The 14,958-nt window shown below is 70.5% G+C and carries 15 protein-coding genes; 8 read left to right on the top strand and 7 right to left on the bottom strand.

The features are described from left to right. Positions 1-124: 124 nt before the first annotated feature. The gene (locus tag ACZ60M_RS06240; RefSeq protein WP_465415234.1) at positions 125-1,021 is read right to left on the bottom strand and encodes an NAD-dependent epimerase/dehydratase family protein; all 897 of its coding nucleotides are present in this window, start codon (positions 1,019-1,021) and stop codon (positions 125-127) included. Positions 1,022-1,147: 126 nt separating this feature from the next. Between ACZ60M_RS06240 and ACZ60M_RS06235 the strand changes: the two genes are divergently transcribed. Further along, complete coding sequence (locus tag ACZ60M_RS06235) at positions 1,148-2,095, top strand: GlxA family transcriptional regulator (RefSeq protein ID WP_465415232.1); 948 nt, start codon at positions 1,148-1,150, stop codon at positions 2,093-2,095. Here the strand turns inward: ACZ60M_RS06235 and ACZ60M_RS06230 are convergent. Both ACZ60M_RS06230 and cutA read right to left on the bottom strand, forming a co-directional pair. Then, positions 2,092-2,787, bottom strand: a complete 696-nt coding sequence (locus ACZ60M_RS06230) for an HAD family hydrolase (RefSeq protein WP_465415230.1) — start codon at positions 2,785-2,787, stop codon at positions 2,092-2,094. The two genes, ACZ60M_RS06235 and ACZ60M_RS06230, sit on opposite strands and share 4 nt — an antisense overlap. Then, a complete protein-coding gene (gene cutA, locus ACZ60M_RS06225; protein ID WP_465415229.1) occupies positions 2,784-3,131 on the bottom strand; it encodes a divalent-cation tolerance protein CutA in 348 nt (115 codons plus the stop codon). Before cutA ends, ACZ60M_RS06230 begins: the two co-directional genes overlap by 4 nt. 48 nt (positions 3,132-3,179) lie before the next feature. Between cutA and ACZ60M_RS06220 the strand changes: the two genes are divergently transcribed. Next, on the top strand, positions 3,180-4,490 hold the full coding sequence (locus ACZ60M_RS06220; protein WP_465415227.1) for a replication-associated recombination protein A: 1,311 nt from the start codon (positions 3,180-3,182) through the stop codon (positions 4,488-4,490). Here the strand turns inward: ACZ60M_RS06220 and ACZ60M_RS06215 are convergent. Together ACZ60M_RS06215 and xynC are read right to left on the bottom strand one after the other, a co-directional pair. Continuing rightward, on the bottom strand, positions 4,487-4,813 hold the full coding sequence (locus ACZ60M_RS06215) for a GNAT family N-acetyltransferase (RefSeq protein WP_465415225.1): 327 nt from the start codon (positions 4,811-4,813) through the stop codon (positions 4,487-4,489). The genes ACZ60M_RS06220 and ACZ60M_RS06215 overlap by 4 nt on opposite strands. An 86-nt stretch (positions 4,814-4,899) precedes the next feature. Then, on the bottom strand, positions 4,900-6,165 hold the full coding sequence (xynC, locus tag ACZ60M_RS06210) for a glucuronoarabinoxylan endo-1,4-beta-xylanase XynC (RefSeq protein ID WP_465415223.1): 1,266 nt from the start codon (positions 6,163-6,165) through the stop codon (positions 4,900-4,902). A 195-nt stretch (positions 6,166-6,360) separates the two neighbouring features. Here xynC and ACZ60M_RS06205 point away from each other — a divergent pair, with 195 nt between their 5' ends. Together ACZ60M_RS06205 and ACZ60M_RS06200 are read left to right on the top strand one after the other, a co-directional pair. Next, positions 6,361-7,134: an NAD(P)-binding domain-containing protein gene (locus ACZ60M_RS06205; RefSeq protein WP_465415221.1), complete on the top strand. Its 774-nt coding sequence runs from the start codon at positions 6,361-6,363 to the stop codon at positions 7,132-7,134. Between the two features lie 125 nt (positions 7,135-7,259). Continuing rightward, on the top strand, positions 7,260-8,096 hold the full coding sequence (locus ACZ60M_RS06200) for a DUF4097 family beta strand repeat-containing protein (RefSeq protein WP_465415219.1): 837 nt from the start codon (positions 7,260-7,262) through the stop codon (positions 8,094-8,096). A 14-nt stretch (positions 8,097-8,110) separates the two neighbouring features. On the opposite strand, the gene ACZ60M_RS06195 is transcribed toward ACZ60M_RS06200, so the two are convergent. Then, positions 8,111-11,224 carry an AfsR/SARP family transcriptional regulator gene (locus ACZ60M_RS06195; protein WP_465415217.1) on the bottom strand — a complete coding sequence of 1,038 codons (3,114 nt, stop codon included), beginning with the start codon at positions 11,222-11,224 and terminating at the stop codon, positions 8,111-8,113. A 227-nt stretch (positions 11,225-11,451) separates the two neighbouring features. Here ACZ60M_RS06195 and ACZ60M_RS06190 point away from each other — a divergent pair, with 227 nt between their 5' ends. Together ACZ60M_RS06190 and ACZ60M_RS06185 are read left to right on the top strand one after the other, a co-directional pair. Then, the gene (locus ACZ60M_RS06190; RefSeq protein WP_465415215.1) at positions 11,452-11,997 is read left to right on the top strand and encodes an RNA polymerase sigma factor; all 546 of its coding nucleotides are present in this window, start codon (positions 11,452-11,454) and stop codon (positions 11,995-11,997) included. After that, complete coding sequence (locus tag ACZ60M_RS06185; RefSeq protein ID WP_465415213.1) at positions 11,987-12,241, top strand: hypothetical protein; 255 nt, start codon at positions 11,987-11,989, stop codon at positions 12,239-12,241. The genes ACZ60M_RS06190 and ACZ60M_RS06185 overlap by 11 nt, the downstream gene beginning before the upstream one ends. A gap of 29 nt (positions 12,242-12,270) precedes the next feature. Here ACZ60M_RS06185 and ACZ60M_RS06180 read toward each other — a convergent pair whose 3' ends face one another. Then, a complete protein-coding gene (locus tag ACZ60M_RS06180; RefSeq protein ID WP_465415250.1) occupies positions 12,271-13,293 on the bottom strand; it encodes a GlxA family transcriptional regulator in 1,023 nt (340 codons plus the stop codon). Between the two features lie 44 nt (positions 13,294-13,337). Between ACZ60M_RS06180 and ACZ60M_RS06175 the strand changes: the two genes are divergently transcribed. Both ACZ60M_RS06175 and ACZ60M_RS06170 read left to right on the top strand, forming a co-directional pair. Then, entirely contained in the window at positions 13,338-14,609 is a 1,272-nt protein-coding gene (locus ACZ60M_RS06175; RefSeq protein ID WP_465415212.1) for an MFS transporter, read from the top strand. 241 nt (positions 14,610-14,850) lie between these two features. Further along, positions 14,851-14,958 carry a hypothetical protein gene (locus ACZ60M_RS06170; RefSeq protein ID WP_465415210.1) on the top strand — a complete coding sequence of 36 codons (108 nt, stop codon included), beginning with the start codon at positions 14,851-14,853 and terminating at the stop codon, positions 14,956-14,958.

The raw sequence follows: 14,958 nt of genomic DNA, 5'->3' as shown, positions 1-14,958 counted from the left end.
TTGTTTTTTTTTTTCTCCCCCCCCCCCCCCCCCCCTCCCCCCCACCCCACCCCCCCCCCCCCCCCCCCCCCCCCCCCCCCCCCCCCCCCCCCCCCCCCCCCCCCCCCCCCCGGGACTTCGCCGTCTACGAGGCCAGCGCTTCGTCCAGGCTCGACGCCTTCAGGCCGAATGTCTCGCGGATCGCGCTGTCGTCCACGGTGAACGGCTCGTCGACCATGTACGCCATCTCCGGGAACTCGCCGAAGATCGGCGCGACCAGCGCCAGCAGCGCGAAGTCCCGCTCGGTCAGCTGCTCCAGGCGCGGCTCCGGCGCCCCCTTCAACTCGGCGAGCCTCGTCGCGACCTCGCGGGTCGTCGCCGTGATGACCGGCGCGTTCCAGGCCCGGCCCCAGGACCGCTCGTCGCGGGCGAGCGCGATCAGGGCGTCGGCGACGTCGCCGACGTAGGAGAACGAGTGGGGCGCATCGGGGTCGCCGTCCACCAGAGCCAGATCCCCGGCAGCGACCTTCGGCGCGGTGAACAACGTGAACCCCGAGGCGGCTCCGGGCCCCAGGAACTTGCCGGCCCGCACTTCTGTCGCGCGGATCCGCCCGGCGTCGTGGGCGGCCTTGGCCTCATGCCACATCGCTGCGCGCACCTTCCCCTTGCGGGTGGTCGGTGCCATCGCGGTGGCCTCGGTGATGGGCGCTGCGGTGTCGCTGTAGCCGTAGAGGTTGTTGAGCAGCACGTAGTCGGCTCCGGTCCGCTCGGCGGCGGCGAGGATCGACGCGTAGAGCGGCGGCATGGTCTCCGGCCAGGTGTCGTAGGCGGTCATGGCCGTGCCGAAGACCGTGGCCGAGCCTTCGGCGGCTGCCGCGAGTTCGTCGGTGTTGTTGGCGTCCAGGGCGATGCGCTGGATATCGGGGTGTTCGGGTCCTTTGCCGCTGGGGCTGACGAGGCGGACGGTGTCGCCTTCCTCGGCGAGCTTGAGGGCGGTGAGCGAGCCGACCGGTCCGGACCCGACGATGAGGTGTTGCGCCATGGTGATGCTCCAAAGGTGCTGTGCGAGTGGGAGTTTCCGGTCGGGCCCGACCTTGTGTCCCAACTCTGCCCCGCCGGGAGCGGGTAGCCTAGTGGCTTGAATGCCACTATTCCCAAGGATTCAGCCATGCATCGTGTCGCCGTTCTCGCCGTGCCGCCGGTCAAGCCCTTCGACCTGTCGATGCCGTTCACCTTCCTGGGGTCGGCGATGGTCGACGGGGAACCCGGATACGAGGTCACCCTGTGCACGGCCGAGCCGGGGCCCGCGACCGCCGCGGGCGGGTTCGAGGTCGTGATCCGGCACGGTATCGAGGCCGTCGAGCAGGCGGACACGGTGATCGTGCCTTCGAGCGGGCGTCGGCATGACGCGGACGAGGCCACGCTGGAGGTCTTGCGGTCGGCGTTCAAGGCGGGCAAGCGGATCGCCTCGATCTGCACGGGCGCGTTCATCCTCGCCCAGGCCGGGCTGCTCGACGGGCGCCCGGCCACTACCCATTGGGCACTGGCTCAGGAGCTTCGCGACGCGCACCCTTCAATCGCGGTCGATCCGGACGTGCTGTACGTGGACGACGGCCAGGTGCTCACCGGCGCGGGCTCGGCCGCCGGGATCGACCTGTGCTTCCACCTCATCCGCAGCGACTACGGTGCGGCCGTGGCGAATACGACCGCCCGCGCGGCCGTCGTGACCCCGCTGCGGCAGGGCGGCCAGGCCCAGTTCGTGGAGACGCCGCTCCCGGTGGCGACCGGGCCCGAGCTGGAGGAGGCCCGGGTGTGGGCGCTGCAGCACCTCGACCGGCCGATCTCGTTGCAGGACTTGGCGAGGGAGGCGAAGGTGAGCGTGCGTACCCTCGCCCGCCGGTTCACCGCAGAGACCGGCCTGACCCCGTTCCAGTGGCTGCTGCAGCAGCGGCTGCACCGGGCCCGGGAGCTGCTGGAGACCACCGAGCTCGCGGTCGACCAGGTGGCGCGGCGCAGCGGGTTCGGGACCGCGGAGTCGTTGCGGCAGCACCTGACCCGTCATGTGGGGTTGAGCCCGAGCGCTTACCGCAACTCGTTCGCACAGAGCCGGAGCTAAGCGAGCGCGGCCGGGAGGTCTTCGAGGGTGCTGATGACCTGGATGCCTGGTTCGGTTTCGGTGCCGGTGTCGGCGCGGTCGAGCCAGTAGCCGTGGAGTCCGGCTCCTTGCGCGCCAAGGGCGTCGACCGTGTATTTGTCGCCGACGTAGGCGACTTCGTCTGGCGCGAGGCCGAGTCCGGCGCAGCCTGCGAGGAAGATGCTCGGCGCCGGTTTGGCCGCGCCGTGCGGGTCGGAGCAGACGATCGCGTCGCCGAAGAACGGGAGGAGCCCGAAGGAGTCGAGCTTGCGGCGCTGGTGACTGATCGATGAGTTGGAGACGATGCCGAGGCGGTAGTCGGGCGCGAGCTTGCGCAGGGCGGGCTCGGCGTCGGGGAAGGCCCGGCGGTGGGTGTCGCGGTGGGCCTTGTACCGGGCGTACCAGGCCTTTTGATCGGCCGGTTCCGGTTCGCCGATGTGGGCGAAGAACCGGCGGGTGCGTGCGCGCTGCTGCCCGGTGAAGGTGAGCTCCCCGGAGAGGAAGCGGGCGTACTCGATGTCCATGATGTCGCGCCAGAGCGCGAGTGCCGCTGCGGGAGTGGGGAAGTGATGGAGCAGGCCCTCGTCGCGCAGGTGCGCGACGACGCCGATCTCGTCGGAGCCGGAGTAGTCGATGAGGGTGTCGTCGATGTCGAACAGGACGCCGCGAATCATGCGTCGTCCTCGCCGGGAGCCTTCGTCGACTCGACCACCCAGGCCTGGTAGTCGGGGTTGGCCTGGTCAATGCGGTGGGCGAGCACGCACGGCACGTCGTACGGGTGCTCCTTGCGGACGATCCTGATGATCTCGGGGACGAGCGACTGGCGCGTGTGCAGCATGACCCGGGCCTCGGGCTCGTCGTGCATCCGGCCCTCCCAGCGGTAGACCGAGCGGATCGCCTCGATGTTCTGGCCGCACGCGGCGAGGCGTTCCTCGACGAGGCGCCGCGTGAACTCGCGGAGCCAGCCGGCGTCGGGGCCGGTGATCACTACTTCGCAAATCGCGTCCACAAACGGCATCCTCTCACGTTCGCCCTGAATGTCGTACCCCGGCGATACGGTGGGTGCATGAACGATCCGGCGCCCGCACTGCCGCTCTTCGGGGAGGACCCGCCCCGGCCTCTCGCCGACAGGCTGCGCCCGCGCACGCTCGCCGAGGTCGTCGGCCAGGACCACCTGCTGGCCCCGGACGCGCCGCTCGGGCGGATGGTCGCACGCGGCAAACCGGTGTCCACGATCCTGTGGGGCCCGCCCGGGTGCGGGAAGACCACGATCGCGCGTCTCCTCGCCGAGGAGACGGACCTCGCGTTCGAACCGCTGTCGGCCGTGTTCTCCGGGGTCGCTGACCTGCGGAAGGTCTTCGCGGCCGCGCAGCAGCGCCGCGAGATGGGCCAGGGGACGATGCTGTTCGTGGACGAGATCCACCGGTTCAACCGCGCCCAGCAGGACTCGTTCCTCCCGTATGTGGAGGACGGCACGATCACCCTCGTCGGCGCGACCACCGAGAACCCCAGCTTCGAGCTCAACGGGGCCTTGCTTTCCCGCTGCCAGGTGTTCGTGCTCCACCGGCTCGACACGGCCGCGCTCGAAACGCTTCTCGCGCGCGCCGAGAAGGAAGTGCGGGCCGTGCCGCTCGACGAGCAGGCGCGCGGGTCGCTTCTGGCCATGGCCGACGGCGACGGGCGGTATCTGCTGAACATGGTCGAGCAGCTGCAGGAGCTGCCTCAAGGGGCGCCGCTGCTCGATACGGCCGCGCTCGCGGAGACCATCCAGAAGCGGGCGCCGCTGTACGACAAGACGCAGGAGTCCCACTACAACCTGATCTCGGCGCTGCACAAGTCGATGCGCGGCTCCGACCCCGACGCGGCCCTGTACTGGCTCGCGCGGATGCTCGACGGCGGCGAGGACCCGCTCTTTATCGCGCGGCGGATCACGCGGTTCGCCAACGAGGACATAGGGATCGCCGACCCGCAGGCCGTGCAGCAGGCGCTCGCGGCCTGGGACGTGTACGAGCGGCTGGGTTCGCCGGAAGGGGAGCTGGCGATCGCGCAGGCCGTCGTCTACCTCTCGACCGCGCCGAAGTCGATCGCGGTCTACCGCGGTTTCGGGGAGGCACAGAGCAGTGCGAAGCAGACCGGGTCGCTTGCCCCTCCGCACCACATCCTCAATGCGCCGACGCGGTTGATGAAGGACATCGGGTACGGCAAGGGCTACCAGTACGACCCGGACGCGGCCGATGGCTTTTCCGGCGCCGACTACTTCCCGGAGGATATGGAGCGCCAGCGCTTCTACCGCCCTACCCGCAACGGGTACGAGGCGCGCGTGGGCGAGCGGCTCGAGCGCTGGGCCGAGCTGCGCGCCAAGAGAGAGGAGGGTTAGGTCTCTTCGCCCAGGTGGATCGCCTTCTCGTGCATCATGTGGGCGTGCTCGGGGTGGCGTTCGAGCCACCCGGCGATGAACGGGTCGACGGGCTCGATCCGCTTCCCGGCCTCGCGTGCGGCCGCGAGTGCGAAGCGCGCCAGGGCCGCACCGATGCCCTTGTTCTGCAGCTCTTCCGGCACCTGGGTGATCGCGAGCATGGTGGTGCCGTCGTTGTGCCGGTACTCGGTGTAGCCGACCAGCTCGCCGTCGACGTACGCCTCGTAGCGGCTCTTCTCGGGCGCGTCGGTCACTTGGACGACGAGGCGCTCCTTCACGGCCATGGGTCCTCCCTCCGGTGTGCGGGCGCCCGCGAGGGCGCCCGCTTCTCGTCGGAGGAGTACCCCGCCGGGGGCGGGTTCTCACACGGTCAGTTGATGACGAACGTGCGGATCGAGCTGGCCGGGAGCTGGGCGCTGAACTGCCCGTTCGTCATGGTCGGGGCGGAATAGGACACGAGGGTGTTGTTGGCGTCGGTGAGCCAGGTCGGGACCGTGGCGTTGCCGCCGCCCTGGACGGTGAACGGGAAGTACGCGGAGGTCGTGTTCTTGTTGATGGCGACGATGACGATCCGCGACCCGCTCTTGAACGCCGTGATGTAGACGTTCGCCTGGGGGTTCGCGGTGGCCGTGATCCGCTGGTAGCCGGGGCGCACCCACTTGGAGAAGTGGGCCATGTTGGCGCCGCGCTTGGAGATCTGGCCGTCCTCGCGCATCGGCCCGTAGCTGCGGCGGATGTACCACCAGACGTAGGTCTGGAAGCGGCCGTAGACGAGTGCGCGGTGGAGGTGCTCGCCGGTGTCGAGCGCGCCGGGCCACAGGTCGGCCGAGTCGGAGCTGTTGGGGTGGTAGACCTCGGTCATCCACAGCTCCTTGCCGCCGCCCTTCTGCTGGAACAGCGGGTAGGGGAGGTCGGCGTTCTGGGTGCCGTAGAGGTGGGCGCCGATGATGTCGACGTTGGCTAGGGCCGTGGGGTCGTTGAGGATCGGGTCGGACATGTTCTTGCGGTACTGGAACGACTCGGGCGCGATGACGCGGGTGCCGATCGCGCCGGCGTTGTTCCGGCAGAAGTTGAGCATCTCGGTCGGGGTCCAGGCGGTCCAGTCGTGCGCGTAGTCGGGCTCGTTCTGGACGGAGATGCCGTAGAGGTCGACGCCGTTGTTCGCCATGAACTGGTCGAAGTCGTTGAGGTGCTGGACGTAGTCGTCGTACATGTCGTAGCGCAGGCGCTTGCCGCCCGAGAAGGTCTCGGTCATGGACGCGGGCGGGTTCCACGGTGAGGCGAAGACTTTGGCGCCCAGGGCGACCGCGCGTTGGGCGGTGGCGACCTCGCGGCTCCAGTTGGCGCGGTCCTCGTGGACGGGGATGCGGAGGATGGAGAAGCCGAGCTGGCCGCTGCCGTTGCCGAACGCGGTGTCGCGCTGGGCGGCGGTGAGGTCGGCGATCCAGACGCTGTGGTTCATGCCGCCGAAGCCCTGGATGGTCTGCTGGACCGTATTGGGTTCGACGGTGATGGTGGTCTGGGCGGCGGCGGGGGTGGCGGCGGCGAGTACCGGGAGTGCCGCGCCTGCGGTGATCAGGGACCTCCGTTTCAGCTTCGCCTTCATGGTCTCGGGTTCGTTCGGGTGGGGCCGCATGGCTCCTCCTAGTCGCGGTCAATCTCGAAACTTTCGGACGATATCGCTTGCCAAAATCAGGATAAATTTGAGGTTAGATCATGTCAATCCCTGTTCAGGCGCTAATTTTCATAGATACATATCTATGATGAGTTCCGAAAGTTTCGAAACCGCCGCCGTCGTTTGCTAGTCTCGGGCGCGACGAAAGGGGCCGCAGTGGAACGCATCGGGTTCATCGGCGTAGGAGAGATCAGCGGCGCGATGGTCGAAGGGCTGAGCGCGGGTGCCGAGACCCCGCCGCAGATCAGCCTCTCGCCGCGCGGCGCGGCCACCGGCGCCGCGCTCGCCGCGAAGTACGCGAACGTGCAGGTCCGCGCGAGCAACCAGGAGGTCGTCGACCACGCCGACCTCGTCGTCATCGCCGTCCGCCACGCCGACCGGCACGACGCCCTCGCCGGACTCGACATCAGCGCCGAGAAGACCGTCGTCAACGTCATCCCCGGGGTCAGCGCCGACGAGCTGCGCGAACTCCTCGGCACCGAAGCGGACATCGTGGCCGCCATCCCCCTCCCCACAGTGCGCGAACGCGCCTCCGTCACCGTCGTCTACCCCGCCCACCCCGCGGCCGAGGCGTTCTTCGACCGGCTCGGCGGCGCCCAGCCCGTCGCCGACGCGACCGCCTACAACGTGGCCTCCGCGCTCTCCAGCACCGTGAGCACCTACCTCGCCTACCTTGGGGCCCTTGCCGACTGGGCCGCGCGGAACGGCGTCCCGCAAGCGGCCGCCGACCGGTACGTGCGCAGCCTCTTCCAGGGCGTGAACGCCTCCCTCGGCGACGAGTCCAAGCCGCTCCAGGCCATCGCCTCCGAGCACGAGACCCCCGGCGGCAGCAACGAGCGCATCCGCACCACCTGGTTCGACGCCGCCAACACCGCGAGCCTCGACGCGGCCCTCGACGGGCTGCTCGAGCATCTCGAGAAACCCGAGTGACCTGGGGTTATACGGGGTTCTGACAGGCGTCAGGGGCCGTGTCAGGCAAAAGCAAGCCCGGTGACAGGCCGCGGGCGGATCGTTATGGCATCAAGCCAGCGAGCCGAACCGAAAGAGGCACCGAGATGCAGACCTTCACCACCCCCGCCCCGATCACCGCCGTCGTCGACATCGTCCTCGGCGACATCCGCTTCACCGCCTCCGACCGGACCGAGACCACCGTCGAGATCCACCCGATCGACCCGACCCGCCAGCTCGACGTCACCGCCGCCGAGCACGTCAACGTCGAGTTCGAGGCCGGGAAGCTCCGCGTCTGGCAGCCCAAGCTGCGCACCGCCTTCGCCCGCAAGTACGGCTCGGTGCGCATCAGCGTCCAGGTCCCGACCGGCTCGAACGTCCAGGGCGACACCGCCGACGGCGAGTACGTCGTGCACGGCCGGGTCGGCACCTGCCGCCTCAAGAACGCCATCGGGGACATCAAGGTCGCCGAGGCCACCGAGGTGCGGGTCAAGACCACCGGCGGCCGGGTCGTCGTCGAGCACGTCCACGGCAAGGCCGAGGTCAACGGCAGCGGCGACGTCCGCGTGGGCCGCGTCGGCGGCGACGCCGCAGTGAAGAACATCGGCGGGAACACCGTCATCGGCGAGGTCGGCGGCGACCTGCACGTCAACTCCGCCAACGGCCCCGTCACGATCGACACCGCGCACGCCGCCGTCGAGGCCAAGACCTCCATCGGCGACATCCGCATCGGCCGGATCGGCTCCGGGCCGGTCGAGCTGCACACGGCCATCGGCAAGCTCGAGGTCGGCGTCCCGGTCGGGACCGCCGTCGAGCTGGACGCGAAGACCGCCACGGGCCGGGTCAACAACCACGTGAACGTGCCCGGCGTGCCCGAGCGCACCGTCAAGGTGCGCGCCCGCACCAGCGGCGGGAACGTCACCGTCAAGGAGGCGGCGAACTAAGGCATTGCGGCCCTTCACGATGCGAGGGCGGCCTCCGCCATCGCGTTCCAGTCCGAACCCCTACCAGCGCGCACCGCCTCGGCGAACTCTGATTCGCCGAGGCGGTTCTTTGCCTCCTCGGTGAGTTTCACGGCGTCGTAGACGGTCAGGTCGACCGCGCCGCGCACGGCCTCGGCGGCCCCGAGGAACTTCGCGGCCTCCTCGTCCTTGCCTTGGCGCAGAGCAAGATCCGCGATGCCGATCAATGCCTGCGCGATCATCGGCGGGTACGCCATCGCCGCAGCGGTCTCCAGCGAAGCGGCACGGAACCCGCGCACGGCGTCGAGGTCGTCGGCGAGGTAGCCGCTCGCGTCGGCGATCGAGAAGAAGATGCCGCCCGCTTCGCTACCGGCCAATCCTGCAAGGCCCGCAATGAGTCCGCGGGCTTCGTCGCGTTCCCCGCGCCAGCGCGCGAGGTGGGCCTTCGCGAACGTCAGCTCCGCGATCGTTGCGGGCCAGGCGATTCCGGCCGCGAACCGTTCGGCCTGCGACAGGGCGGCGGCGCTGGCGCGCTCGTCGCCGTTGAGCCAGTGCAAGGTGGCCTGGCGGGTGCGGGCGCTGATGACCTCTTCGGTGGAGCCGAGTTCGGCGAGGGCGGCGGCCGACTCGTCGATCTGCTTGCAGGCCAGGGCGAACTCGCCGCTCGCGGCGAGGCGTTCGGCCATGAAGCTGAGAGTCGAGGAGATGCCCCAACGGTCGCCGATCGTGCGGAACTCGGCGAGCGACTGCGTCATGTCGCTGTCCACATCGGTCTCGTCGCTGCCGAGCATGAGGCGCAGGCGCCCGCGGGCGAGGCGGGCCTGCGCGCGCACCCACGGGTCGGTGCCGTCGACGAGCGGGTCGAACGCGGAGAGGAAGTCGGTGGGGGCCTCCAGCATCCGCGCGAGCGGCGCGATGAACCCGATGATCTGGTGCTGCGTGCCGCTGCGCTGCGCGGCCGCGTGCGCGGTCTCGATCCACTCCTGCGCCTGGTACTGGTCGCCGCCGTAGCCGGAGGTCAGGAACATCGCGATGATGGTGCCGCCGAGCGCGCGGACCTCGTCGGGCACGTCGCCTTCGAGACCGCCGGCGGCGACGGCGAGTTCGATGCCTTCGGCGCGGTGGCCGCTGAGGTACCAGTACCAGCCGACGGCCGCGACGAGCCGCATCGCCTCGGTGGCCCAGCCGTCGTTGATGGCGCCGCGCAGGGCGGCGTGGATGTTGTCGTGCTCGGTTTCGAGGGCCTTGAGCCAGGTCAGCTGCTCGGCGCCGCGCAGGTGCGGGTCGGCGGCCTCGGCGAGTTCGGTGACGTAGGCGAGGTGGGCGCGGCGGGCGGCGGCCGGGTCGCCGTCCTCGGCCAGGCGCTGGGCGGCGTACTCGCGGATGGTGTTGAGCATCCGGTAGCGGGGTTCGCCTTCGCCGTCAGTGCGCAGGAGCGACTTCTCGGTGAGGGTCGTGAGGAGGTCGAGGGCGTACTCGCCTTCGGGGCAGATCCGTTCGGCCGCTTCGAGGCTCACGCCGCCGGTGAACACGGAGAGGCGGCGCAGGAGTTCGCGCTCGGCCTCGCTGAGGAGGTCCCAGCTCCAGTCGACGACGGCGCGGAGGGTGCGGTGGTGGGCCATCGCGGTGCGCGAGCCGCCGGTGAGCAGCTGGAACCGGTCGTCGATGCGGTCGGCGAGCTGGTCGACGGACATGGTGCGCAGGCGGGCCGCGGCGAGTTCGATCGCCAGCGGCATGCCGTCCAGGGCCCGGCAGATGCGGGCCATAGTGGACAGTGTCTCGTCGTCGCCGCCGATGTTGCGGCGCACCGCTTCGGCCCGGTCGCGCAGGAGCTTGACGGCGGGGGAGGCGGCGGCCTCCTTGGGGGTGGCGTTCTCGGCGGGCAGGGCCAGGGGCTCGACCTGCCACAGGGCCTCGCCGGTGATGCCGAGCGGTTCGCGGCTGGTACTGAGGATGCGCAGGGAGCGGCATTCGCCGAGGAGCCGGTCGGTGAACTGGGAGACCTCCTCGATGACGTGCTCGCAGTTGTCGAGGACGAGGAGCATGACGCGGTCGCGGATCGCGGCGGTGAGGCGGTCGGTCGCGTCGCCGCCCGCCGCGCCCTGCTGGTCGCGCAGGCCGATCGCGGTCAGGACCGCTTGGGCCAGTTCGTCTCCGGAGCCCAGGGTCGCGAGTTCGACGAGCCACGCGCCGTCGGGGAGGTCGCCGAGCATCGTGCGGGCGGTCTCGACCGCGAGGCGGGTCTTGCCCGCGCCGCCGGGGCCGTTGAGGGTGACGAGGCGGTGCCGGGACGCCAGGTCGGCGACGGCCGCGACGTCGTCTTCCTTGCCTACGAACGCGGTCAGCTCGGAGCGGAGGTTCGTGCGGCGGTTCTCGGTGCGGCCGCCGATCTCGCCGCGCAGCAGCGCGATGTTGAGGGCCGAGAGCTCCGCGGAGGGGTCCACGCCGAGTTCGTCGCCGAGGCGTTCGGAGAGCTGCTGGTAGACGGTGAGCGCTTCGGCGCTGCGGCCCGCTTCGGCGAGCGCTCGCATCAGGGCCGCGACGAAGCCCTCGCGCATCGGGTACTTCGCGACCAGGTCGGTCAGCTCGGTGATGAGGTCGGCGCCGCGCCCGAGCCGGATCTCCGCGTCCACCCGGTCGCCGAGGACTTGCACGTACCGCTCGTTCAAGCCGACCACGACCGCGTCGAAGGCCTTGCTGCCCAAGAGGGCGATGCCCTCCATGGCGGTGCCGCGCCACAGGCCCAGGGCCTCGCGCAGCAGGTCCGCCTTCTCGGCGTCGTCGGCGGTGCGGGCCCGCGCGACCAGGTCCTCGAAGCGGCTGACGTCGACCGCGTCGGGGTCGGCGGCGAGCAGGTACCCGCCGGCCTTCGACTCGACCGCGCCCTTCGGCAGGGCCTTGCGGAGGCGGGACACCAAGACCTGCAAGGCGTTCGCCTCGTCAGAGGGCGGTTCCTCGCCCCATACCCAGTCGACCAGCCGCGTCTTCTGGACGATGCGTCCCGGTTCGAGGGCCAGCGCCGCGAGCAGCGCCCGCGACCGCGCCCCGGGGATGTTCACGGGGGCCCCGTCGACCTGGATCTCAAATGCGCCGAGCAATCCGATTCTCACGGCCTCATCTTGCCGCATGCGCGCACCGGGTATCAACGGCGCGGCGCGCCGGGAGAAAATCCGGTACGGCGCGAATCCTTCACGTCATCGCGCGCCTCTCTTATGCGTCCGGTCAGGTGGACCGGCGGATACGGAGGTCGTCATGGTCATCGGCATCGCTGTCGGGGTTCTGGTGCTGCTCATGGGCGTATGCAGTGTCGTGGTGCTGCGCAGGAGAGGGCGTTCGCGTGTCTGAGGGCTGGCCCGACGGGGCCTTGATCACGGCCGCGCAGGACGGCGACGCCCGGGCGATCACCGCGCTCGTCTCGGGCTCGCACCCGCACGTGCGCCGGTTCGCCCATTCCCTCTGCACCACACCGCAGGACGCGGAGGACGCGGCGCAGGAGGCGCTGATCATCCTGTACCGCAGGATCGGGATGCTGCGCGCGACCGGGGCGCTCGCGGCGTGGATGTTCCGGATCGTGCGGAACGAATGCATCAGGCGCGCAAGGCTGGCGATACGGCACCGCGGCACGGTGCCCGAGCGGACCGAACCCTCCGCTGAGGAGGAGGCGCTGCAGCTCTTGGAGGCCGGGATCGTCGCCGACGTGATCGCCTCGCTCCCTTCGGATCAGCGGCGCGTGCTCATCATGCGCGACGTGCAGGGCTACAGCGGCCGCATGACCGCCGACGCGCTCGGGATCAGCACGGCCGCAATGAAATCAAGGCTGCACCGCGCGCGGGCGGCCGTCCAGGAGGGCCTGCACGCCGGAAGGGACCGCCATGAGCGGTAACGGGAGTTTCGCGAGCAAGTCGGTGCCGCGCCATGTCGCGCGCGGCGTGCTCGGCTTCGGGCTGATCATCGCGGCGTTCGCGCTCCTGCCCGTGTTCGGGCTGTGGAGCCTGGCGCTCGCGCCGGTCGGGATGCTCGCGCTGCGCGGCTGCCCGGTGTGCTGGGTGCTCGGGCTGATCGAGACGGTGTCGCGGGGGCGCCTGCAGCGCGAGTGCGTGGACGGCGTCTGCCAGTTGCGCACCTAGATCGGCGGCGGCCCGGTGGCCGCCGCCGGTCACTGCCCGGCGAACGTGCGCCGGTACGCGCTCGGCGAGACCCCAAGGACCGCTTGGAAATGCAGGCGCATCGCCGAGGCCGAGCCGAACCCGGCGTCGGCCGCGACCTGGTCTACCGAGCGGCCGGTGCGCTCCAGCAGGTGCCGGGCGCGCTCGACGCGCTGGTTGAGGAGCCAGCGTTGCGGGGAGGTGCCGACCTCCTCGCGGAAGCGGCGCGTGAAGGTGCGGACGCTCATCTGCTCGCACCCGGCGAGCTGGCCCAGGGTGAGCGGCTCGTGGAGGCGTTCGAGGGCCCACTCGCGGGCCGTCCCCGTGGCACTCGCGCCCGCTTCGGGGACGGGCCGCTCGATGTACTGGGCCTGCCCGCCTTCGCGGAAGGGCGGCACGACCGCGCGCCTCGCGACCGCGTTCGCAACGGCCGCACCGAAGTCGAGCCGGGTCAGGTGCAGGCACAGGTCGAAGCCGGAGGCGACCCCCGCCGAGGTGAACACGTTCCCGTCCTCCGTGTACAGGACATCGGGTTCCAGCTTGACCTGCGGGTAGAGCCGCTGGAAGCGGTCGACCGCGTCCCAGTGGGTCGTGGCGCGGCGCCCGTCGAGCATCCCGGCGGCCGCGATCGCGAAGGCGCCCGTGCAGATCGACGCGACCCGCGCGTCAGGCCGCACCAGCGCCAGGGCCTCGGCGAGCGGACCGGGCAGCGAGCCCCGGTAGCCGTCGTACGTCTCGTGCTCGGAGGGCACCACGACCGTGTCGGCCTCGGCCAGCGCCTCGGGCCCGTGCTCGACGAGGATCTGGACGTCGGTGTCGGTGCGGATGAGGCCCGGCTCGACCGCGCACGTCGCGACCTCGTATAGCCGCTCGCCCGATGCGCTTCTGGCCGTACCGAACACGCGGTGCGGAATGCCGAACTCGACGGGCAGGTGCCCGTGGCGGACCAGCACGGCGACGCGGTGCCGTCCGGTTTCACTGCTGTGCTTCTGAAAGACGCCGCTCATGGCCCGATCCTCGCACATATTGGCCAGCGAGCCAATTGCCCAAAACGCGGCGAGGCCCGATGCTTGATCCCATGTCCATCACCGCCCCAGAAGCCCCCAGGAAAGCGGCCTCCCGACGCGTCCACCGCGCGTGGTGGGTCGCCGCCGTCGCATTCGTCGCCCTCGTCGGCGCGGCCGCGTTCCGCGCCACCCCGAGCGTCTTCATCGAGCCGCTCCACGAGGAGTTCGGCTGGTCCCACGGCACGATCTCGGCCGCGATCTCGCTGAACATCCTGCTCTACGGCCTGTTCTCGCCCTTCGCCTCCGCGCTGCAGGAGCGGTACGGCATCCGCCGGGTCGTCTCGATCGCGTTGGCGCTCATCGCGGCCGGGAGCGGCCTCACGGTGTTCATGACCGCGTCCTGGCAGCTCCTGTTGTGCTGGGGGTTCATCGTCGGGATCGGCACCGGCTCGATGGCGATGGCGTTCGTCGCCACGATCACCAACCGGTGGTTCATCGCCCGGCGCGGCCTCGTCTCGGGCATCCTCACCGCGGGCGGCGCGGCCGGGCAGCTCGTGTTCCTGCCGCTCGTGGGGCTTCTCGTCGAAGGCCCCGGCTGGCGGGCGGCCTCAATCCTCGTCGCGCTCACGGCCCTCGCGATGGTTCCCCTGGTGCTCTTCGTGATCCGCGACCGCCCCGAGGACGCCGGCCTCAAGCCGTTCGGCGCGGGGGAGGACTACACGACGCCCGAGCCGCCCAGCGCGGGCGCGGTGCGCCGCACCCTCGGCGCCCTCGCGACCGCCGCGAAGACGCGCGCGTTCTGGCTCCTCGCCGGGACCTTCGCGATCTGCGGGGCCTCCACGAACGGCCTCGTCGGCGCCCACTTCGTGCCCGCCGCCCACGACCACGGGATGCCGCTGACGGCCGCCGCGTCGCTCCTCGCCGTCATCGGCATCGTCGACCTCATCGGCACGATCTTCTCCGGCTGGCTCACCGACCGCTACAACCCCAGGCACCTGCTGTTCGTCTACTACGCGCTGCGCGGCGTCTCGCTCCTCGCGCTGCCGTCGCTGTTCGCGGACGACGTGCACCCGCCGATGCTGTTCTTCATCATCTTCTACGGCCTCGACTGGGTAGCCACCGTGCCGCCGACGATCAGTCTGTGCCGCGAGCACTTCGGCGACGACGGCGCGGTCGTCTTCGGCTGGGTCCTCGCCTCCCACCAGGTCGGCGCGGCCCTCATCGCCTCCGCGGCGGGCCTCACCCGCGACCTCACCGGCGCCTACGACCTCGCCTGGTTCACCTCGGGCGCCCTGTGCGCCCTCGCCGCCGCGATGTCCCTCGCGATCAAGCGCCCCGCCTGAGAGCACGAAAAAGGCGGCCATCGTTTCTGATGGCCGCCTTCGGGCTGTGGACCTGGCAACGGCCTACTTGAACCCATCGCCGCAGGTCAGAACCCACGCAAACCGCCTCCCTGACCTCTTCACCCGCCCCACCCAAAACCCTGACCCCTGCCCTACGCCCGAACAGCCCAAACCCCGCTCATCAAACGGAAGGCCCTGGTCTCTAGACCGCCGCCTCACCAGCACAGACCGCGCAACCATCGTGCGCGAGTACCAGGCGGGCGTCCGCCAGAAAGCACTCGCGAAGAAATACGGCATCAGCCTCTCCAGCGTCAAACGCCTCCTGCGCGAAGCGCGAAGTGTCGGATGA

This window comes from Glycomyces sp. NPDC050141 (genome assembly GCF_055586545.1).
Note: the sequence above shows the minus strand (reverse complement) of the source record. Positions and strands in the feature narration are given on the sequence as shown.